This is a genomic window from Actinacidiphila rubida (assembly GCF_900110255.1).
Lineage (GTDB): Bacteria > Actinomycetota > Actinomycetes > Streptomycetales > Streptomycetaceae > Actinacidiphila > Actinacidiphila rubida.
Genome location: NZ_FODD01000031.1, coordinates 81,215 through 102,209 on the forward strand (window position 1 = coordinate 81,215; position 20,995 = coordinate 102,209).

The following is a 20,995-nucleotide window of genomic DNA, read 5'->3' on the forward strand; positions in this document are numbered from 1 at the left end:
ACTGCGGCTCCCCCGCCGTCGCCGCTCGCCGCCCGGAGGGCGCGGGCGTCAGCGGGCCAGCGGTGCCAGTGCTCGCCATTGGGCGAGCGGCAGCCCCCGGCCGTCGCCGATGGCGTGGAGAGCGACGTGGGTGGCACCGGCATCGAGGTGGGCGCGAATGCGCGCGTCGATGGCGTCGAGGCCGCCCCACGCGACGACGGCGTCGATCAGCCGATCGCTCCCGCCGTGGGCGAGGTCGTCCGCGGTGAAGCCCTGCCGCTGCAGGCTGCCGGCGTAGTGGCCCATGCCGATGAACGGCGCCAGGAACCCGCGGGCCGTGGCCCGGGCGCGCTCCGGGTCGTCGTCCACGACGACGGCCTGGTACGGGGCGAGCAGCGGGGCGGGGCCGAGCAACTCGCGCGCGCCCGCGGTGAACTCCGGCGTGACGAGGAAGGGGTGCGTGCCGGCACTGCGCCGGCCGGCCAGTTCCGTGAGCTTGGGCCCCATCGCGGCGACGAGGCGCTCATCGGCGGGAACGGCGGTGGGCGCCTGGTCGAGCTGGTCGAGGTAGGCATTGAGCGCGGCCAGCGGACGGTACGTCCCCCCGGCCTGCTGCGCGGCCGCGGCGTCGCTCACCCCGAGGCCGAGCAGGAGCCGGTGGCCGTACTCCTTGCTCAGCCGGGCGTGTCCGGCCGCCATGTCGGCCGCACTGTGGCGCCAGATACTGAGGACGCCGGTGGCCACCGCGGTCTCGTCGGTGGCCCGCAGCAGGCGTTCCGCGTCCCCGAGGATGTCGCCGCCACCGAGGCCGGGGATCCACAACGCTCCCCAGCCGTGCTGGCCCAGTTCGGCCGCGGCCTCGTGGATCTCCACGGGGTCGGGGTGCAGGCGAAGTTCCGGGCTCCAGATGCCGGTGGTCCCGATGTCCATGTGCGTCTTCCTCGGTAGTGGTCCGGCCCGAATCCGCCGCGGGCGGGAGGGTGGGAGGGTGGAGAAGCCGGCCGGCGGGCCGGTCGCCCTGAGGGGATCGACCCGCTGGTGTCGGCGTCAGATCTGGTTGGCGCCGCCGTCGACGTAGATCTCGGTGCCGGTGATGAAGCTCGACTCGCTGGTGGCGAGGAAGAGCGCGAGGCTCGCGACCTCCTGGGGCTGACCCATGCGACCGAGCGGCACGCCCGCGGCGAGCGCCTCCCGGAGCTGGGCCGCCTGCTCCTCGTCGGGGGCGAGCCCGTTGAGGCCGGGGGTCGTGATGGGTCCGGGCGCGATCGTGTTGACGCGGATGCCGCGACCGCGCAACTCGTTCGCCCAGGTCCGGGCGAAGGAGCGGATCGCGGCCTTGGAGGCGCCGTAGACACCGAACGCCTCGTTGCCGACCGTGGCGGCGGTGGAGCCGGTGAGGATCACCGACGCGCCGTCGACCAGGAGCGGGAGGGCCTTCTGCACGGTGAAGAGCGTCCCCTTGACGTTGGTGCCGAAGGTGGCCTCGAAGTGCTCCTCGGTGATCTCTTCCAGCCTGGAGAACGCACCCCCGCCGGCGTTGGCGAACAGGACGTCGATACGGTGCCCGGCGTCGGAGACGGTGGTGTAGAGGCGGTCGAGGTCCGCGAGGTCGCTGCTGTCGGCCTGGACGCCGGTCACGTTTCCGCCGATCCGCGCGACCGCCTGGTCGAGGGCGTCCTTGCGGCGCCCGGTGATGTAGACGTGAGCGCCCTCCCGGCTGAAGCGCTCTGCCGTGGCCAGCCCGATGCCGCTGGTGCCACCGGTGATCACGACCGTCTTGCCGTCCAGCTGTCCCATGGTGTGCTCCTGTCTCCGAGCGATTCATGATCGCTCTTCTATTCAACCTTCAACTAAAATAGATCCACTTAGATGACGTGTCAACTACTTCACCGTGCCCTCCTTTCTGTGAGCCCTGCCCGCGGGCACCAGGGCGCCGAGCAGCACCGCGACGGCGCCGGCCGCGAAGGCAGTCGTGGTGCCGCGGTGGTCGGTCAGCGCCCCGCCCACCAGCGAGCCGAGCGCGAGGAACGTCTGCGAGGCGCTGACCAGCAAGGCGAGGGCGGCGTCCGGGGCGTGCGGGAGCGCACGGGTGACCCGGATCTGGCCGATCAGGGGCACCGCCCCGAAGGCCGCACCCCACAGGAGGACGAGAACCACGGTGACGGGTGTCGCGGTGGTGAGGGTGAGCGCCAGCACGGCGCCGGCGAGGATGACGGCTGCGCACGCCGCCATGCCCCGGGGCGAGCGGCCCGAGGCGAAGCCGATGAGCAGATTGCCCGCCAGGCCCGCCAGCCCGTACCCGAGCAGCACCGCGGTGACCGTGCGGGAGCCGAGGTGGGCGTGCTGCTGGAGGTAGGGGGTGATGTAGGTGTAGGCGGCGAAGTGGCCGAAGAACACGGCCGAGGTGGCGAGCAGCGCGAGTGCGACCGGGGGCCGGCGCAGCGCCCTGGCGAGCGTGGCAGCGCGTACCGCCCCGGTGGGCCTGAGCGCGGGCAGAGCGATGCTCAGCAGCGCCACGGCCAGTCCCGCGGCGGCGGCCGCGATGACGAAGGCGGTGCGCCAGCCCGCGAGATGTCCGATCAGCGCGCCGAGCGGGAGGCTGATGACGGTGCCGGCGGAGATGCCGGCCGTGATCAGCGAGGCCGCGCGGTCGGCGTCGGCGGGTGCGATGAGGCGGCTGCCGATGCCCGCTCCCATGGCCCAGAACCCGCCGACGCTCAGCCCCAGCAGAACGCGTGCGGCCAGCATCACACCCAGGTTGGGCGCCAGGGCGGCCAGTCCGTCGGACACGGTGATCAGGGCGGCGAGGGCGATCAGGACGTGCCGGCGATCCAGCCTGCCGGAGGCGACGGTGAGCAGCGGTGCGGCCACCGCGGCCGTGACTCCGGGCACGACCACCAGAAGGCCCGCGGTGCCGGTGTCCACGTGGAGGCCATCGCCGATGGCGGGCAGCAGGCCGACGGGCAGGAACTCCGAGAGGACCAGCACGAACGACACCGCGGCCACGGACGCCACCGCCGGCCATCCACCACGCGGCCGTCCCGGCTCCGGCTGCGGCTTCGCTGTCTCCTTACGTACGGTCGAGGGCGCGGCCTCGGTCCTGGACCCGGCCAGGGGGCCGCCGTGCGTCGCGGGCCGGCTGTTCATGGCGCTCCGTAAGTTGCTGGACTGGACGGCGGCCCGGGTGGGCCGGATGCCGGGGGGCGGCACGCGCCTGCTCGCGCGTGCCGCCGAACCGTCGACGGGGGGGCGCTACTTCACCAGTCGCGTGAACTTCCGGACTTCTTCGGCGAAGAGCTGCGGCTGCTCGAACGCCGCGAAGTGCCCCCCGAAGGGGAGCTGGTCGTTGAAGTAGGCCAAGTCGCTGTAGGCCCGCTCGGCCCAGATCCTGGGGCTGCGCACCAGCTCGTGCGGGAACACGCTCAGCCCGACCGGCAGTTCGAGCGTGGTCAGCCCGCCGCCGCCGGAGTTCTGCCAGTAGATGCGGGCCGAGGAGGCGGCGGTGTCGGTGAGCCAGTACAGCGTGATGTTGTCCAGGATCTCGTCCGTCGACAGGACGCCCTGCGGCCGGCCCGTGTTGTCCGTCCAGTCCAGGAACTTCTCGTAGATCCAGGAGGCCTGTCCCGAGGGCGAGTCGGCCAGGGCGTAGCCGATGGTCTGCGGGCGGGTGGTCTGCTCCTGGAAGTAGCCGGAGTACTGGGCGGAGAAGGTCTGGATCTCGTCCAGTGCCGCCTGCTCGGCCGCGGTGACCGTGCCGGTGACCGGCGGGCTGAAGGCGTACTCCGGGAAGTTCAGGTGCGTGCCGATCAGGCCCTTGGGCCGCAGCTTGCCGAGCTGGGTCGTCACGCCGCCGCCCCAGTCGCCGCCCTGCGCGATGTAGCGGCGGTAGCCCAGGCGTTCCATCAAGGCGGCCCAGGCGGCCGCGGTGCGGGCGGTGGTCCAGCCGGTGGCGCTGGGCCGGTCGGAGAAGCCGAAGCCGGGCTGGGAGGGGATGACGACGTGGAAGGCGTCCTGCGCCGTGCCGCCGTACGCGGTGGGGTCGGTCAGCGGGCCGATCGCCTTCAGGAACTCCACGAACGAGCCGGGCCACCCGTGGGTGAGGATCAGCGGCGTGGCGTCGGCGTGCCGGGAGCGCACGTGGAGGAAGTGGATGCCCAGGCCGTCGATCCGGGTGCGGTACTGCCCCAGGGCGTTGATCCTCCGCTCGAAGCGCCGCCAGTCGTACTGCGTGCGCCAGTACTGCAACAGGCTTATCTGCTTGGCGAGTTGGACGCCCTGGGAGGCGTCGCCGACGGTTTCCCGATCCGGCAGGCGAACGCTCGCCAGCCGGTGGCGCAGGTCCCTCAGGAGAGCTTCGGGGACGTTGACGTGCAGCGGTGTGATCTGTTCGGTGGCCTCGGGCAGGCGCAGGGGGCCGACCGTGCCGATGCCGCTGTCGGTGCCGCTGTCGGTGCCGGCGAACGCGAGGTTGGCGCCCATGACCGCGGGGACGGTCGCCAGGCCCGCGACGGTGGCGGTCCGCAGCAGGCTGCGCCGGGACGGCTGGAAGGGTACGGCGCCCGTGGCCAGATCGGGTTGACGTGATACACGCATGGGAGCGCTCCAATTCCATGAAGTGGGCACCCGGGTGAACGGGTGCGGCGCGAGCAGGAAGATTCGTGACGCACACGGCGACGCGGCCGTCCCTCTGGGCCCGCCGCCTGGTCTGCGGGCGGCGGCGGACGGGCCACGGGCGGTCAGGCCACCGGGTGCAGGGCCTGCTTCAGGCTCGCCACCGCGAGCAGCACGGCGTGCTTGGCCGCCTCGGTGTCGTGGAGCGCGTTGACCATGACGAAGTCGTGGACGATGCCCCCGAACCGGGCGTTGGTGGCCGGCACGCCCGCCTGCCGCAGCCTGGCCGCGAACGCCTCGCCCTCGTCGCGCAGCACGTCGGCCTCGGCGGTGATGATCAGCGCGGGCGGCAGGCCCTTCAGGTCCTCCAGGCCGGCGCGCAGCGGCGAGACGGTGATCCGTCCGCGCTCCTCCTCGCTGGTGGTGTACTGGTCCCAGAACCACTTCATCCCGTCGCGGGCCAGGAAGTAGCCCTCGGCGAACTCCTCGTAGGAGGCGGTGTCGAAGGACGCGTCGGTGACCGGGTAGAACTCGACCTGCTTGACGAACCGGACGTCGCCGCGCTCCTTGGCCAGCAGTGTCAGGGCGATGGCCATGTTGCCGCCGACGGAGTCGCCGGCCACGGCGAGCCGCTGGGCGTCCAGGTTCCGGGCGGAGCCGCCGGCCGTCACCCATCGGGCCACCGCGTAGCTCTGCTCCAGGGCCACCGGGTAGCCGGCCTCCGGCGCGTGGTCGTACTCGGGGAAGACCACGGCGGCGTTCACGCCGACGGCCAGGTCGCGCACCAGCCGGTCGTGGGTGTGCGCGTTGCCGAAGACCCAACCGGCACCGTGCACGTAGAGGATGACCGGCAGTTGGGTGCCGGCCGATCCCGCGGGGCGGACGATGCGGACCCGGACGGTGCCGGTGGGCCCGGTCGGCACCTCCACCCATTCCTCGTCGATCTCCGGCTTGAAGATCTCCGCGTCCTGGACCTGGTCGACCGCCTTGCGGCCGTCCTCCGGCGGAAGCTGGTACAGGAACGGCGGCTGGGAGGTGGCGTCCACGAACGCCTGCGCGGCCGGTTCGAGGGCGATGCCGCGGGGGTTTCCGGACATGGCGGTACTCCTTCTTTCGTTCACGGGGATCGACGGCCATGGGCCTGTCGCGCCGGATTCGGCGAAATGTGCTCAGATCAGGGCAGAAGGCCCACGAAGCAGGTCGGATGCGTGCGCCTGGCTACCGGGCGGCGGCCTGCAAGGCGCCCAGGACGCCCAGCTGCCCGAACAGGACCGTGCCGGAGGGGTAGCAGTTGAACGACGCGATCTTGCCGTCGCGGACCCGGAACACGTCGCAGCAGGGCACCTTGATCGTCTTGCCGGTGGGTGCGATCACACCGAACGGCGTGCGAAGAGGGCCGTCGTGCGTCCCGTTGAGGGACAGCTCCACGATGACGACGTCGCCCTGGACGTAGACGTCGTACAGCTCCCGGTGCATGTCCGGGAAGGCCTCGGCGTAGTTCTCGACGGGCTGCGCGACGTCCTGTCCGCGGTAGGTCACGCCGACCGACTGGTCGGTGAACGTGCCGTCTTCGGTGAAGCAGGCGACCCACCCGGGAATGTCCTGGACCTCCGCCACCTGATAGGCGGCCCTGATGAACTTCTCGTTGTCCGACATGAGATCTCACTCCCTCTGCAGCGCGCGCACCGGTCGTGGCCGTACCGATGCGGCGGGCGTTGCTCTCAGTTCGATCACCCTAGGAATTATTTAGGTGACACGTCAACTTTCTGACGGACGGCCTGACCATCCCTCCGGTGCCGGCTCCGATTGAGCGACGTGGCGGCTCTGCCCGCCAGCGACCCGATTGCCGTCGTGACAGGTCAACACCCGACCGATGCCGAAACTAGCTCTCCGGGCGGAGCGAAATTTGCCTGCCAGCGCGGCGTTCTTTCCTGCCAGCGCACGCGTGGTCGCGGGCGGGTGCCGGACACCGGCCACCCCTGCCGCGCTGCACTGGAGGAGGCAGAACCGGGTCCGCGGTCCACGAGTTCTGCCTGAGGTCCTGCCTGGAGGACGAAGCCGCCCGCTGATTGGCTTGTTCCAGCGGGTGGGAACCCGGGCCCCGGCGCAGCGGCCCGGTTGCCTCCCAGTGGGGTCGCCGTTCGTGTGACACGCCATGGGACGCACCGAGCCGCGGTCGGCCGATCTCGGGGCGGTACGGCCGCCCGCCTTGTTGCCGTCCGTACACAGCCCCGGAGTCGATTCCCCGAGGGGAGAGTTACGTGAGCATGGTGTTGACCACCGCCTCGGTACCGGACCGCGACCGAGTCGCCTACTGGAACGACGCGGTGAGCAGGACACTGGTCCCCATGACGGTCGCACCGCGGCAGGACGGGCCGTTCGACGGCCGGATCGCCACGGACCGCCTCGGGTGCCTCCAGGTCTCGACCCTGGAGGCCGACGCGAACCGAGTCAGCCGCACCCCGGCCCTCATCGCCCGCTCGGCCGAGGCGTTGATGGGGGTCAGCGTCCAGATATCAGGTACGGCCACCCTCCTCCACGACGGCCGGCGGGCCGATGTGGGAGAGGGCGACCTCGTGGTGTACGACACGACCCGGCCGTACTCCTTCGACTATCCGCGGCGGTTCGCCACGCACGTCTTCCAACTGCCGCGCCGCATGCTGGGCGTGCCTGACAGCGACATCCGCCAGGTCACAGGCCACGCCATCGGCACCGGCAGCGGCTTCGGCGCGATGCTGCTGCCGTTCCTGGCCGCGCTGGCGTCCTCGGCGGACGGCTACCCGCCGGCCGTCGCGGACCGCCTGGCCGGCAACGTTGTCGACTTGATCGCCACCCTGATCGCCGAGCGCGCCCGCCCGGACGCGACGGACGACGGCACTGCCCGCAACCATGTGCTTCTGCGGGTGCGCGAACACATCAACCGGAACCTGAGCGACCCGGACCTGTCACCGGAGAGCATCGCCCGCGCGCACCGGGTCTCCGTCCGGTACCTGCACAGGCTCTTCGAGGGAGAGGGAACCACCGTGCGCCGGCTCATCCAGCAGCGCCGCCTGGAGGAGTGCTGCCGGGAGCTGGCCCGCCGCGGCATGACCTCGCCCACGGTGTCCGCCGTCGCCCATCGGTGGGGCTTCGTCAGCCCCGCCCACTTCAGCCGAACCTTCCGCGCCGCCTACGGCGTCTCCCCGCGTGAATGGCGGAACCTGCGCGTTGGTCCGGAAGGCGACGGCCGGCCCTCGGCAACCATGACGATGCCCGACACCACGCTCAAAGCCCCTCCCCGTGTCCACGGCACCGACCGGCTGGAGCTGGGAGGTTGACCCCACGCCGTCGAAGGGGCAGGGTGCTCGCTCGAAACCCGAGCGGGCACACCGTGCTTGCAGCGGCACTGCGCCGAGGTCGGAGGTCGGGGTCGCTCGTGCGATCTGCCCCTCTTCCTGGCCACCCGATGCGCCCGACAACCCTTGCCCCATTCATGCCTCTTGGCCCTCCCAGCAGGAGACCGCGTGTCCGAATTCCCCCCACCGCCCGTTCGGCGCCCGGTCCTGGACCATCCCACCCGAGCGTTCGTGGCCCGGCACACGTGCCCGCCGCCGGCGGACGGACCCGCCCTGACGCAGGCCCGCACGAGCCTTCGCCGTCTGCAGGACCTGGTGGACGACCGGCTCGACGAGGAGGCCACGTCCGCGGAGTGGCTCGCGCTGCCCGGCGGGCCCACCGGACACGTGCAGGTCAAGGTGGTCAGGCCGGTTGACACCGTCGGACCGATCCCCGTCGTGCTGTTCCTGCACGGGCTGGGCTGGGTGCTGGGCGACGCCGTCACCCATGACCGGCTGGTCCGCGATCTCGCCCTCGGCACGGACGCGGCGGTGGTCTTCGTCGAGTACGAACGCGCCCCCGAGGCGCGGTACCCGGTCGCCGTCGAACAGTGCTACGCGGTCGCGAAGTGGATCTACGAGCGAGGCGACCAGATCGGCCTGGACGGGAGCAGGATGGCCGCCGTGGGCGACTCGGCGGGCGCCAACCTGGTGGCGGCGCTGACCCTGCTGGCCAAGCAGCGCGGCGGGGTACGGCTCGTGCAGCAGGTGCTGCTCTGCCCCGTCGTCGACTCCGACTTCGACACCCCCTCCTACCAGGAGTTCGCCCAGGGGTACTTCCTCGACCGCGAGACCATGCAGTGGTTCTGGGACCAGTACCTGCCCGACGTGCGGCAGCGGGGCGAGCCCACCGCGTCACCCCTGCGCGCCTCCCTGGACCAGCTCGCCGGACTCCCCCCGGCGCTGGTGGTCACCAGCGAGGCCGACGTCGTACGCGACGAGGGCGAGGCCTACGCGGCGAAACTCCGCGAGGCCGGCGTGGCCGTGGTCTCGATGCGCTACCACGGGGTGATCCACGACTTCATGGTGCTCAACCCCCTGCGCGGGACCGACGCGGCCAGAGCTGCCCTCATCCAGACCCTCGACACCCTCCACGTCGCCCTCCACAAGCCCCACCGCTGAGCCACCACGGGCTCCGGGACGGCTCCCGACCTGCGGCCGCCCCGCCCGCCTCCCACCGCTGGCGACACGAGGGCTCTGCCCGGCGACGACACCGAGGAGCCCGACTGGGCGTAGACAAAGTCCCCTTGGCCAGCACGTTGCCGGAGCTACGACGCCTTCTGGGATGCCGTTGCCCAGCCCTGCGAACTACCTGAGTGGTTCGGCAGGAACACCGAGGCTTGACGGGACACCAACCAGGTCCGAGGGATCCCCGAGGTCATCGACAGCGACGTCCTCGTCAACCAAGGCCCCCACTGCCCCTCCAGACGCCGTCGAATCTGGCCCGCGCATGGCCCGTGCAGGGTGATCGGCACCGGGAAACAGGCGGCTCAGGGTGAGACAGGAAACGTCAGAGCGGGTGCCCCTCCGGGAGGGGCACCCGCTCTGACCTGGTCTTACGTCTACCTGGGCGGAGGCTGTGGGATGTGAACCCACGGTGACATCGCTGCCACGACGGTTCTCAAGACGGGCGGTCCCCGTCCTCTCGCTGACAGCGTGACCAGCGAGGGAGTGCTCAGTCCCCCACCTGCGCCCGCCCGTTGGTCCATGCCTGGTCCATCGCAGCTGCTGATGCTCGACAGGTTCCCGCGCCGATCGGGACGGAAGTCCGCCTCTCAGCTCGCGCCCTTTACCGCACCCGGCATCAGACCCAGTTCGGCCAGCCGGGTCGGCAGGTCGTCGAGTGCGGGAGAGGGGCTCGTGGGCCGCCCGTCACGGGCGGACAACGTGGCGGCCATCTCCCGCAGGGCGTGAGACGTCGCAGTCGCGTCCGGGTCCGCTGTGCGCGGGGACCAGTCCGCCGGCAACCGCTCAGCCAAGAGGCGTGCCGCTTCGCCGAGCTCGTCGAGACGCGCGACCGCCAGGCGTACCGCGCGCCGTTCGCCGGCCGTGCGTGCGCTGACCAGGTCCAGCCGAGTGCCGGCGCGGCGCAACGCATCCAACTGGTGTGGGCTGGGCTGGTCGAGGAGGTCCGCGGCCGCGCGGAGCACATCGGCCACGGCATGCCGGCGGTGCCGAACGGCCCAGCGGCTGGTCACCAGTTGTCCCGCGGCCGCGGCGGCCGTGCAGCCCAGCACTGCTTCCAGGAGGCGGTCCCCCGTGAGGGCGACAACCGACGTGCTGTGACTGGCCGTCGCGACAAGGGTCACGGACAGCGGCGTGACAGGGTGCGCGTTCGCCGTGGCGGGGTGCCGCACGTCGCGAGCGGCCGAGGCCCAGCGCGACCTGCTCACCCCGCGGGCGGCGCACTCACCCCGTGGCGGACGCGTTGGCCGGCGCCGCCGGCACCGTGCTCGCGTGGGCGGCCGGCCACCGGCCGCCGCAGTCGATCCGGGTCTCCCGCGGCACCCGGCAGCCCGCGACGACCTCGGCGCGGTCGCCGACTACGGCCTCGGCGATCGAGCAGTCCGCTCCGATGACCGCGCCCTCACCGACGACCGAGCGGTGCAGCAGCGTGCCCGCCCCGACCCGCGCCCCGCGCAGGACCACGCTTCCCTCCACGACGGCGCCGGCCTCGACGACGGCGCCCTCGCACACCACCGTGCCGCCGCCGAGCAGCGCGCCGGGGGCGACGACGGCCCCGGGCAGCACGAGCGACTCGCCGGCGGGCCCGGGCAGCGCGGGGGAGTCGACGCGGCCGCGGACCAGGTCGGCCGAGCCGGTCGCGAACGCCGCCGGGGTGCCCAGGTCCAGCCAGTAGCTGTCGTCGCAGACGCCGCGCAGCACCGCGCCGGAGGCGAGCAGGCCGGGGAAGGTCTCGCGTTCCACCGAGACCGGCCGTCCCTCGGGTATCGCGTCGACGACCCGGCGGCTGAAGACGTAACAGCCTGCGTTGATCTGGTCGGTGACGATCTGTTCGGGCGTCTCGGGCTTCTCCAGGAAGCCGAGCACCCGCCCGGTGGCGTCGGTGGGGACCAGGCCGAAGGCGCGCGGGTCCGGTACCCGGGTCAGGTGGAGGGTGACGTCGGCGCCGGAGGCACGGTGCCCGTCGCGCAGGGCGGCGATGTCCAGGCCGGCGAGGATGTCGCCGTTGAAGACCAGCACCGGGTCGTCGGGGCCGCAGGTCAGGTGCCGGGCGGCGTTGCGGATCGCCCCGCCGGTGCCGAGCGGCTCGTCCTCCGTGACGTGGACGAGCTCCAGGCCGAGCCCGCTGCCGTCGCCGTACCGGTCCTCGAAGAGGCCGGCGAGGTAGGAGGTGGCGAGCACCACCCGGGTGACGCCGGCCGCGGCGGCCCGGGCCAGCTGGTGGGTGAGGAAGGGCACGCCGGCCACGGGCAGCAGCGGCTTGGGGGTGTGGGTGGTCAGCGGGTGGAGTCTGGTCCCCTTCCCGCCGACGAGGATGATCGCCTCGCTCGCCGCGGTCTCCGGCACGCGGGCAGGTCTGATCTGGGACAGGTGGTTCACGGTGTTCTCCGGGGATGCGGCAGGAGGGCGACGGGGTCGGTCTCAGCCCAGCTCGGTGGCGCTGAACTCCTTCAGCCAGGCCCGGAAGCCCGGCCCGATGTCGGCGCGTTCGCAGGCGAGCCGGACGGTGGCGCGCAGGTAGGCGTCGCGGTCGCCGGTGTCGTAGCGCCGCCCGGTGAAGATGACGCCGTGCACGGGGCCGCCGTCGTTGCGCCGCTGCGCGAGCTCGCGCAGCGCGTCGGTGAGCTGGATCTCGCCGCCGTGGTCGGCCCGGGTCTTGGCGAGCGCCGGGAAGATCTCGGGGCTGAGCACGTACCGGCCGATGACCGCGTAGCGGGAGGGCGCCCGGCCCGGAGCCGGCTTCTCGACCAGGTCGGTGACCTGGACCACGTCGTCGTCGCCGTCGGTGGGGACGACCTTGGCGCACCCGTAGAGGTGCATCTGGTCGGGGTCGACCTCCATGAGGGCGACGACACTGCCGCCGTAACGATTCTGCACTGCGGCCATCCGCGGCAGCAGCGGGTCGCGCGGGTCGATGAGGTCGTCCCCGAGCAGGACGGCGAACGTCCGGTCGCCGACGTGCGGTTCGGCGCACAGCACCGCGTGGCCCAGTCCCCTGGGATCGCCCTGGCGCACGTAGTGCACGGTGGCCAGCCGGCTGGACTCACGTACGGCGCCCAGGCGGGCGGTGTCGCCGCGCCGGATGAGGAACTCCTCCAACTCGTAGTTGCGGTCGAAGTGATCCTCGAGTGCTCTCTTGTTGCGCCCGGTGACCATGAGGACATCGGTGAGACCGGCGGTCACGGCCTCCTCCACCACGTATTGGATGGCCGGTTTGTCCACGACCGGAAGCATTTCCTTGGGCATCGCCTTGGATGCAGGCAGAAACCGGGTTCCGAGGCCCGCTGCCGGGATGACCGCCTTGGTGATGTGCTGATCATGCGGTGCTTTTGCGCGTGAAGACATGCTCGAATGGCCGCCGCGCTTGCCGGCGACTCTCCCCTCCCTGCCGTCATGATACGCACACATCATATGCACAACTCGCGGGCCTTATGTCCCGTATGTGAGGTATTCGCCTGTTGACAATCCCTTCGCGTCTCCCGAGAAATGAGCCGCGGACCTCCGATGAGCGGATATGTGCAAGGAAACGTATAAAATAGGTCAAAAAGGTACGCCAAGCGTCAGCTATACTGACGCGGCTCAGCAGTGTTTTTATCGCAGGAATGTACTCCGGTGGGGGGGTGCCGGGCCTGTTCAGGCCCGGATTATTTGTCATGGGTGCAGTGCAATCCGCCCGTGTTGACGGACGTGGAGACAGGGCGTCGAGCCGCCGAAAGCGGAATTCCGTCCTCACCTTTGCGGGTGGCGCGAAAGGTGACTTTCCGCAGGGGCTGCTTCCGCAGCCGCCCGCGGACAGTGAGAAGTACATTTATGCCCACCGCCGGCTGTGGATCCTGACGGTCTGCTCGCTGCTCAGCTTCCTGTGCCTGGCCGCCAGTCAGTTCTTCTTCACGACGTCCAGCCCCTGGTTCTGGCTGCTGCTGCCGATGCTGGCGCCGCTCCTGGCGGACTACCTGATCTCGCTGTACCTGGACGGGTTCAGCAAGGACTTCGACATGAAGGCGCACCGCCGCATGGTGCGGCGCTGGCAGCCGGCGTCGTACCCGAGCGTCGACGTCTTCCTGCCGGTGTGCGGCGAGCCGCTGGAGGTGCTCCACAACACCTGGACGTACGTGCAGCGGATGGCCACGACCTACCGGGGCACCGTCCGCGCCTACGTCCTCGACGACGCGGCCGAGCCCGAGGTCGCCGCCATGGCCCGGCACTTCGGGTTCGAGTACGTGGTCCGCCCCAACCGCGGCTGGTTCAAGAAGGCCGGCAACCTCAACCACGCCTTCGGCATCACCGGCGGCGACCACATCCTGATCCTCGACGCCGACTTCGCACCGCGGGCCGACCTGCTCGACGAGCTGCTGCCGCACATGGACGAGGACGAGCGGACCGCGATCGTGCAGTCCCCGCAGTTCTTCCGCAGCGTCGACCGGCAGAACTGGATCGAGCGGGGCGCCGGCGCGGTGCAGGAGCTCTTCTACCGCTCGGTGCAGACCTCGCGGGAGGACAAGGACGGCTCCATCTGTGTCGGCTCCTGCGCGCTCTACCGGCGGGAGGCCCTGGAGCAGATCGGCGGCGTCTCCCTCATCGAGCACTCCGAGGACATGTACACCGGCTTCGACCTGCGCGGTCTGGGCTGGAAGCTGCGGTACGTGCCCGTCGCGCTGGCCGCCGGGGTGTGCCCCGACACCGTCGGCGCCTTCCACAACCAGCAGTACCGCTGGTGCATGGGCTCCCTGTCGCTGCTGACCGGCAAGCGGTTCTGGAACACGCCCATGCGCCTCACCACCCGGCTCTGCTACGTCTCCGGGTTCCTCTACTACCTGCAGACCGCGCTGGCGACCTTCGTCACGCCCCTGATCCCGCTGGGCCTGCTGATCCTCAAGCCCGAACTGCTGCGCGCCGAGGCGAGCGTCCTGGTGCTGCCGAGCGTCGCCTACGTCGCGCTGGTGCTGCCCCTGTGGCACCGGGCGCCGTACCGGCTCGAGGCCTGGGCGGCCCGCATGATGTACGGCTGGTCGCACGTCTTCGCGGTCTGGGACGTGCTCCGCGGGCGGGAGATGGGCTGGAAGCCCACCGGTTCCGACGGCGCCAAGAAGAACGGCATGCGCCGCTACTGGGTCGGCATGATCGGCTGGACCGGCGGCACCGCCGTGCTGTGGGTCGTGCTGGCCGCCTGGCGGATGTTCACCATGTACCCCCCGGACTTCGCCCTGATGCTCTCCGCCGGACTCTTCTACGCGATGGTCGCCGGCCGTGTCCTCGTCCAGCCCCGTTCCCAGAAGGCAACCGCGTGACTTCCCGCATTCGTTCCCTGGCCGCCGCGGCTGCGGTCGGCCTGCTGCTGACGGCGACCGCCGGGTGCAGCACCTTCTCCTCGTCCGGCCGGTACAAGTACCAGCACGCCGAGGGCGGCCAGCCGTCCGTCTCCGGCACGCCCACGGACGGGGCCAAGGCCTCGGCCAAGCCGGTCCTGCCGTACGACATCCGGCCTCTGCTCAAGCCGGAGAAGAAGTACTTCGGGGTGTCGCTGCCGGGCTTTCCCGCCTCGATGCAGCCCCTGCAGACGTACGCGAGCCTGGTCGGGAAGAAGCCCGACATGGTGGAGACCTACGCCGCGTGGGGCGACCAGTTCGAGTCCCAGCAGGTGCAGGACACCTGGGACTACGGGGCGATGTCCTTCATCGCGTGGGAGCCGATGAAGAAGTCGCTCGCGGACATCGCCGCGGGCAAGGACGACGCGTACATCCACCAGTTCGCCCAGTCCGTCGCGGCGCTGAACCTGCCGGTGGCGATCAGCTTCGCCCACGAGATGAACGGCTTCTGGTACCCGTGGGGGACGAAGAAGGCGACCCCGCAGCAGTTCGTCAGCGCGTGGAAGCACGTGCACGACGTCTTCGCGGAGGAGGGCGCGACCCAGGTCATCTGGGTGTGGAGCCCCAACGTGATCGGCCCGATGAAGTCGGTGCGGCTCAAGCCGTTCTGGCCCGGTGACGCCTACGTCGACTGGATCGGCGTCATCGGCTACTACGGCCTGGACGGTCCGCACACCTACAAGACGCTGTACGGCCCGACGATGGACGAGGTGCGTGGCTTCACGAAGAAGCCGTTCATCATCGCCGAGACCGCCTCCGAGGGCAGAACGCGCAAGCCGGCGGACATCGACGACCTCTTCCAGGGCACGGCGAAGCGCTCGGACGTGGTCGGCTTCATCTGGTTCGACTACAACAAGGAGACCGACTGGCGGGTGGACAGCAGTTCCGCCGCCGCCGCCGAGTTCCGCCGCCAGGCGGCCGGCAAGGCCTACGGGGTCGACGTGAGGAAGCCGTGAGCGACTGGAGGCCCCCGAGATCCGGGGCACAAGAGCAGCGCGGCAGGTCCCAGCCGTCCTGGGCGGTGAACGGGCCGGACGACCGTCCGGCGCCCGAACCCGAGCCGGGTTACCAGGCCCCGCAGTACGCCTACGAGGAAGCGCCGCCGGCCTACGGCTACGCGGAGACGTTCACCCCGCCGAGCCCGTCGTACACCGATGATCCGTACGGCGAAAGCGCGCCCGGCGCGGGCCCGTCCGCGGGCGAGGAGTACCCGCGGGCTCCCTATTACGACCAGGCTGTGAGCGGGGCGTACGGCACGCACGAGCAGGCCGCGCCGGTGGACACCTACGCCCTGGACGAGCCGGACGCCGGGTACGCGGTCTACGAGGCGGAGAGCGTGCCGCCCGGCTACGTCCTGCCGGACGTGCCCGAGTCGGCGTGGTCGTTCGACGCGCGCCGCAGCGTCCGGCTGGGCCGGATCCTGCTGGCGTGCCTGCTGCTGGTCCAGGCCGTGCTGTCGCTGCGGCTGCGCGGGACGGCGTTCGAGGACGAGGCGCTGTACATCGCCTCCGGCCACTACGAGCTCGCCAACGTCCTGCACGGCACCCCGGTCCCCGTGGACTTCGGCGCCTACTTCTCCGGGTATCCGAAGTTCTATCCGGTGCTCGCCGCCTCGGTGGACTCGCACTTCGGCCTGACCGGCGTCCGGGTGGTCAGCCTGTTCTTCATGCTCGGCACCACCGGGCTGCTGTACGCCATGACCCGCAGGATGTTCAACGTCCGCGCCGCGCTGGGGGCCGCCGCGCTCTTCTGCGGCCTGCAGTCGACGCTGTACCTCGGCAACTTCGCCACCTACGACGCCCCGGCCCTCTTCCTGCTGGCGCTGTCCGCCTGGCTCGTGGTGCGCACCGGCCGCAGCAACATGGCCTTCGTCCTGCTCGCCGCCCCGCCCGCCGCGCTGGCCTGCGGCGTGAAGTACGCGGCCGCGCTCTACATGCCGACTCTCGTGGTGCTCGCGGTGCTCACCGCCTACCGCCACCGCGGGTGGCGCTCCCTGCTCCGCGGAGTGGTCCTCGGCGCCGCCATCGCCGCGCTGCTCGGCCTCGGTCTCAAACTGGCCGGATCGCTCGGCGGCATCAGCGGCACCACCACCAACCGCGCACACGGCACCGACTCCGCGCTGCGGATGCTCCAGGACAGCGCGAACTGGGGCGGCCTGCTCTTCCTCGCCGCGCTGGGCGGCTCGATCGCCTACGGCCTGCGGGCCCGGATGGGCGAGATGCCGTGGATCGGCAACGCGACCCCGGGACCGCTACGGCGCGTCTCGCTGGGCGTACTGCTGACCGGCACCGCGCTGCTGGCCCCCGCGTACCAGATCCACCTGGGCACGGAGATCTCGCTCTACAAGCACGTCGGCTTCGGCCTGCTGTTCGCCGCACCCATGGCGGGGCTGGGCCTGGCGCGTCTGGTCGGTCCGCACTTCCGCAATCCCCAGCTCGGGATCATCCTCTTCGTCGCGACCCTGACCTTCGGCATGGTGCAGTCGCACGAGGAGTACAGCTTCCCGAACAGCAAGCCGATGGTCGCGTACCTGCGGACGGTGGTGAACCACAAGGGCATCTACCTGGCGGAGGAGCAGGAGGTCCCCGCCTACTACCTGCGCGACGTCACCGGGTGGAACCAGTGGCAGACCACCTTCCTCATGGACTATCAGGCCAAGGACGGCAAGCACTACAGCGGGCCCGCGGCCTTCAGCGCCGCCGTCCGTGACGCTCACTTCGACGTGATCGAGCTGCACGGAGGGGTGACCCCGGACGCCGACCAGGCGGTCACGGACGCCCTGAAGGGCAATCCGCACTACCGGCTGACGGCAGTGATCCCGTACACCACGAGCAGCGGCACGAGCGCCTTCCGGATCTGGGTGAAGCAATGACCGTCGACACATCCGCGCTGAACGGCCTTGCCGACAACGATGCCGGGCAGCTCGGCGACCAGGAGAGCGCGGACGGCGGCGGGGCCGCCGTCCGCCGGTGGAGTCCGTTCGCCACCGCGGCCCTGTTCCTCCTGCCGACCGCCGCCGCCCTGGTGTCGATCCTGAAGGACCTCAGCGGCCGGCAGCTGTGGCGCGACGAGCACGCCACCTGGTGGGCGGCCGGGCTGTCCTTCGGGGACCTGGGCCACCTGATCCGCAGCATCGACGCGGTGTTCACCCCGTACTACATCCTGATGCACTTCTGGGTGGACGCGGCCGGCGACTCCGCGAGCGCGCTGCGACTGCCGTCGGCGATCGCGATGGGCGCCGCGGCGGGACTGCTGGCCCTGCTGGCCCGGCGGATGTTCACCACCCAGGTGGGCGTCGTGGCCGGACTCGCCTTCGCCGTGGTGCCCACGGTGACCCGCTACGGGCAGGAGGCGAGGCCGTACGCGTTCGCCGTGGCGGCGGTCCTGCTCTCCACGCTGCTGCTGGTCCGGGCCCTGGAACAGCCGACGTTCAAGGGGTGGATCGGCTACACGCTGTCGGTGCCGCTGATCGGCTGGAGCCACCTGGCGTCCATGGCGGTGCTGCTGCCGCATGTGGTGATGGTCGTCATCGCGCGCCGCCGCGGCAACCACATCGCCGCCTGGGCGTACGCCGCCGCGGGCACGATGGGGCTGTGCTTCGTGCTGCCGATGGCGGCGGCCGGGTCCACGCAGAAGGGCCAGATCTCCTGGAACAACCCGGGCACCAAGGACCTGGTGAACCTTCCGCAGCACCTGTTCGGAAGCTGGGCGGTCGGCGCCCCGGTGATGGCGCTGGGCCTGGTGGGCCTGTGCTTCGCCGGACGGTACGCGCTCCCGCTCGCGCTGTGGGTGCTGGTGCCGCCGCTCGCCACCTATGCGACGGCGGCGCAGCTCCACCTGTTCCTGCCGCGCTACCTGCTCTTCACCGTGCCGGCCTGGGTGCTGCTGGCGGCAGTCGCGGTGTGCCGGCTGGCCGGGCCCGTCACCGGGCGGCTCGCCGGACAGGTCCCGACGTTCCGGATCGCCGTCGGCTGGGTGCTCGCGGCGGCCTCGGTCGCCGCCCTGGCCTGGTCGGCGCTGCCGGGCATCCGTGAGGCCCGCGGGCCGATCCTCGGCGAGCCGGACTTCCGCGGCGTGGCCCGCATCATCAAGGACGGGCAGCAGCCGCATGACGGCATCGCGTTCGGCGGGGTGATGACCGAGCGGCGCGGCATGGCCTATGAGCTGCGTGACGACAGCGGCCGCCCGCACGACGTGCTGATGGCCCGCACCCCGCAGCAGGCCGGCATGTACGACGCGGTCGAGTGCAAGCACCCGGTCGCCTGCCTGGCCAAGACCGACCGGCTGTGGCTGGTGACCACCTCACCGCCCGGCCTGCAGTACGTGAACATGCCCAAGGCGACGGCCGACGTGCTCCGCAAGGAGTTCCGCGTCATCCGCACCACGAAGCTGACGGACATCCAGGTCCTGCTCCTCAAGCGGGTCGTGACGGCCGCCACCGGAAGCTCCGGTGACTCCGCCGCCGACCGCAAGGTGCACACCTGACCGCAGCGGGACCCTCGCCGCGTCCCGCTCCACCGGACCCACGACCCTGCCCACCGGCTGAACCCGCCGTTCGTCACGAACCGGCTCACGAGGGCGCAGGAGACCCTGAGGAGAGACCATGCACGTTCCGACTCCGGCCGTTCGGCGCCCGCTCGTGGAGCTGCCGCCGACCTGGGCCCAGAGACCGCTGACCATCGTCATGCCGACCTACAACGAGGCCGCCAACCTCCCGCGCATGACCGAGATCGTGATGAGCCTGCCGCTGCCGGGCCTGCACCTGAAGATCGTGGACGACTCCAGCCCGGACGGCACCGGCCGGCTCGCCGAGGAACTGGCGGAGAAGTACCTCCGGGACGGCCGCCGCCGGATGAGCGTCCTGCACCGCACCGAGAAGGACGGTCTCGGCCGCGCCTACGCGGCCGGGATGCAGGCGGCCCTCGACGAGGGCGCCGAGTTCGTCGTCCAGATGGACGCCGACGGCAGCCACCCGGCGTCCGCCGTCCCGCAGATGCTGGGCACCGCTCTGTCGACGGGCGCGGGCTTCGTGGTCGGCAGCCGCTACGTGGACGGCGGCTCGCTGGACACGGAGTGGGGCAAGCACCGGCAGCTGCTGTCGCGGTTCGCCAACCGCTACGCCCGCGCGGTGCTGGACATCCGGATCCGGGACATCACGGCCGGCTTCAACCTGTGGCCGGCGCAGACGCTGCGCGACATCGGCCTCGGCTCGCTGACCAGCGCCGGCTACAGCTTCCAGGTGGAGCTGAAGTTCCTGGCCGTGCGCCGGGGTCACAGCGCGGTCGAGATCCCCATCCACTTCGAGGAGCGCACCGAGGGCGTCTCCAAGATGAGCATGTCGACGCAGGTCGAGTCCGCCGTGATGCCGGTGCGCCTTCGTCTGCGCAACCGCCGCTCGTGAGCGGCCGGCACGCACTCCCGTCGCGGCTGGGCCACTTCTACCGGGAGATCGCGAAGTTCGGCGTGGTCGGCCTGGCGGGCGTCGTGGTCAACCTGCTGGCCTTCAACGCGATCCAGCGTTACTGGGGCCTGCAGACCGTCCGGGCCAGCGTGCTGGCCACGTTCATCTCCATCATCTGCAACTACGTGGGCTTCCGGTTCTTCACCTACCGGGACCGGGACGGCGGCAGCCGCGCCCGGGAGCTCGCGCTGTTCTTCGGCTTCAGCCTCGTCGGTCTGGTCATCGAGAACTCTGTTCTCTACGCCGCGACCTACGGGCTCGGCTGGGACGGCCGGTTGCAGAGCAACGTCTTCAAGTTCGTCGGCGTCGGCGTGGCCACCGCGTTCCGCTTCTGGTCCTACCGGACCTGGGTGTTCAAGGTGCTCGACGAGGCCCCGGACGAGGAAGCGGCGACGGAACCCGGCCCGCGGCCCTCGTGGGCCCCTGGGGCGGACGACGGCGGGGGGACCGCGAGCTGGTTCCAGCCGGCCGCTCCGCACGACGAGTTCACGGTCGCCGACCAGCACCGATGACAGAATCCCGGCGCGTGTCCACACCCGGTCGCCGCTGGTTCCGCGTGACCGGACCGACTCCCGCCGAACGGCGCGGGGGCGAGTGTCCGGATGATATGAACATTCCCGCAGACTTGGGGACTTGTCCCACCGCCGCCGGCCGATCTGCCGCGGCGGACTTCCGGAGGGGGGCCGGCGTTGGCCGGACAATCCATGCTGTCGAGCCATGACCGCCGCAGACGGCGTCACGGCCGGCAGAACCGCACACCCCGCGCCTCGCGCGTGTGGCGCAGCATGCGCGCCGCGGCCGCGACCGTCGTCGGCACCGCCGTGATCGGGGCCACGCTCAGCGTGGTGGGGGGATCGGCCGCCCAGGCCGACCAGATCACCCAGGGCGTCGACAACCTGCGCACCAACTGGGACGCCGGCGAGTCCGGGCTCTCGCCCGCCGTCGTGCAGTCCTCCGCCTTCGGGCAGCTCTTCGCCACCCAGCTCGACGGGCAGATCTACGCCCAGCCGCTCACGGTG

Annotated in this window: 18 protein-coding genes; 9 read left to right on the top strand and 9 right to left on the bottom strand. The window is 71.2% G+C overall.

Annotation, left to right across the window (positions count from 1 at the left end):
• Window positions 1-48: 48 nt before the first annotated feature.
• The 6 genes from BMW99_RS27720 to BMW99_RS27745 form a co-directional block, all read right to left on the bottom strand.
• Window positions 49-909, bottom strand: coding sequence for a TIGR03620 family F420-dependent LLM class oxidoreductase (locus tag BMW99_RS27720; protein ID WP_069462807.1), 861 nt, complete (start codon window positions 907-909; stop codon window positions 49-51).
• Window positions 910-1,026: 117 nt separating this feature from the next.
• Window positions 1,027-1,776, bottom strand: coding sequence for an SDR family oxidoreductase (locus BMW99_RS27725; RefSeq protein WP_069463329.1), 750 nt, complete (start codon window positions 1,774-1,776; stop codon window positions 1,027-1,029).
• Window positions 1,777-1,860: 84 nt separating this feature from the next.
• Complete coding sequence (locus BMW99_RS27730; protein ID WP_245791648.1) at window positions 1,861-3,126, bottom strand: MFS transporter; 1,266 nt, start codon at window positions 3,124-3,126, stop codon at window positions 1,861-1,863.
• A 105-nt stretch (window positions 3,127-3,231) separates the two neighbouring features.
• Window positions 3,232-4,572, bottom strand: coding sequence for an epoxide hydrolase family protein (locus BMW99_RS27735; protein WP_069463330.1), 1,341 nt, complete (start codon window positions 4,570-4,572; stop codon window positions 3,232-3,234).
• Between the two features lie 143 nt (window positions 4,573-4,715).
• The gene (locus tag BMW99_RS27740; RefSeq protein WP_069463331.1) at window positions 4,716-5,687 is read right to left on the bottom strand and encodes an alpha/beta hydrolase; all 972 of its coding nucleotides are present in this window, start codon (window positions 5,685-5,687) and stop codon (window positions 4,716-4,718) included.
• 121 nt (window positions 5,688-5,808) lie between these two features.
• The gene (locus BMW99_RS27745; protein WP_069463332.1) at window positions 5,809-6,246 is read right to left on the bottom strand and encodes a nuclear transport factor 2 family protein; all 438 of its coding nucleotides are present in this window, start codon (window positions 6,244-6,246) and stop codon (window positions 5,809-5,811) included.
• Between the two features lie 605 nt (window positions 6,247-6,851).
• Between BMW99_RS27745 and BMW99_RS27750 the strand changes: the two genes are divergently transcribed.
• Complete coding sequence (locus tag BMW99_RS27750; RefSeq protein ID WP_069463333.1) at window positions 6,852-7,907, top strand: AraC-like ligand-binding domain-containing protein; 1,056 nt, start codon at window positions 6,852-6,854, stop codon at window positions 7,905-7,907.
• A 186-nt stretch (window positions 7,908-8,093) separates the two neighbouring features.
• Window positions 8,094-9,086 (top strand): alpha/beta hydrolase, encoded by a 993-nt coding sequence (locus tag BMW99_RS27755; RefSeq protein WP_069463334.1) that lies wholly within the window; start codon window positions 8,094-8,096, stop codon window positions 9,084-9,086.
• Between the two features lie 653 nt (window positions 9,087-9,739).
• On the opposite strand, the gene BMW99_RS27760 is transcribed toward BMW99_RS27755, so the two are convergent.
• From BMW99_RS27760 to BMW99_RS27770, 3 genes are all read right to left on the bottom strand, one after another.
• Window positions 9,740-10,273: an FUSC family protein gene (locus BMW99_RS27760; protein ID WP_141726107.1), complete on the bottom strand. Its 534-nt coding sequence runs from the start codon at window positions 10,271-10,273 to the stop codon at window positions 9,740-9,742.
• A gap of 100 nt (window positions 10,274-10,373) precedes the next feature.
• Window positions 10,374-11,519, bottom strand: a complete 1,146-nt coding sequence (gene manB / locus BMW99_RS27765; protein WP_245791653.1) for a mannose-1-phosphate guanylyltransferase — start codon at window positions 11,517-11,519, stop codon at window positions 10,374-10,376.
• 51 nt (window positions 11,520-11,570) lie between these two features.
• Window positions 11,571-12,494 carry a UTP--glucose-1-phosphate uridylyltransferase gene (locus tag BMW99_RS27770; RefSeq protein ID WP_075017755.1) on the bottom strand — a complete coding sequence of 308 codons (924 nt, stop codon included), beginning with the start codon at window positions 12,492-12,494 and terminating at the stop codon, window positions 11,571-11,573.
• Between the two features lie 308 nt (window positions 12,495-12,802).
• Between BMW99_RS27770 and BMW99_RS27775 the strand changes: the two genes are divergently transcribed.
• The 7 genes from BMW99_RS27775 to BMW99_RS27805 all read left to right on the top strand — a co-directional run.
• Window positions 12,803-14,437: a glycosyltransferase family 2 protein gene (locus tag BMW99_RS27775; RefSeq protein ID WP_079138728.1), complete on the top strand. Its 1,635-nt coding sequence runs from the start codon at window positions 12,803-12,805 to the stop codon at window positions 14,435-14,437.
• Window positions 14,434-15,471 (top strand): glycoside hydrolase family 26 protein, encoded by a 1,038-nt coding sequence (locus tag BMW99_RS27780; protein ID WP_069465485.1) that lies wholly within the window; start codon window positions 14,434-14,436, stop codon window positions 15,469-15,471. Before BMW99_RS27775 ends, BMW99_RS27780 begins: the two co-directional genes overlap by 4 nt.
• Window positions 15,472-15,869: 398 nt before the next feature.
• On the top strand, window positions 15,870-17,387 hold the full coding sequence (locus BMW99_RS27785; RefSeq protein WP_069465489.1) for an ArnT family glycosyltransferase: 1,518 nt from the start codon (window positions 15,870-15,872) through the stop codon (window positions 17,385-17,387).
• Entirely contained in the window at window positions 17,384-19,000 is a 1,617-nt protein-coding gene (locus tag BMW99_RS27790) for a glycosyltransferase family 39 protein (RefSeq protein WP_079138727.1), read from the top strand. The genes BMW99_RS27785 and BMW99_RS27790 overlap by 4 nt, the downstream gene beginning before the upstream one ends.
• A 199-nt stretch (window positions 19,001-19,199) precedes the next feature.
• Window positions 19,200-19,916, top strand: a complete 717-nt coding sequence (locus BMW99_RS27795; protein ID WP_245791654.1) for a polyprenol monophosphomannose synthase — start codon at window positions 19,200-19,202, stop codon at window positions 19,914-19,916.
• Complete coding sequence (locus BMW99_RS27800; protein WP_069465483.1) at window positions 19,913-20,488, top strand: GtrA family protein; 576 nt, start codon at window positions 19,913-19,915, stop codon at window positions 20,486-20,488. The genes BMW99_RS27795 and BMW99_RS27800 overlap by 4 nt, the downstream gene beginning before the upstream one ends.
• Before the next feature lie 261 nt (window positions 20,489-20,749).
• Window positions 20,750-20,995 (top strand): hypothetical protein (locus tag BMW99_RS27805; protein WP_245791650.1); only part of this gene is annotated, 246 nt, incomplete at its 3' end.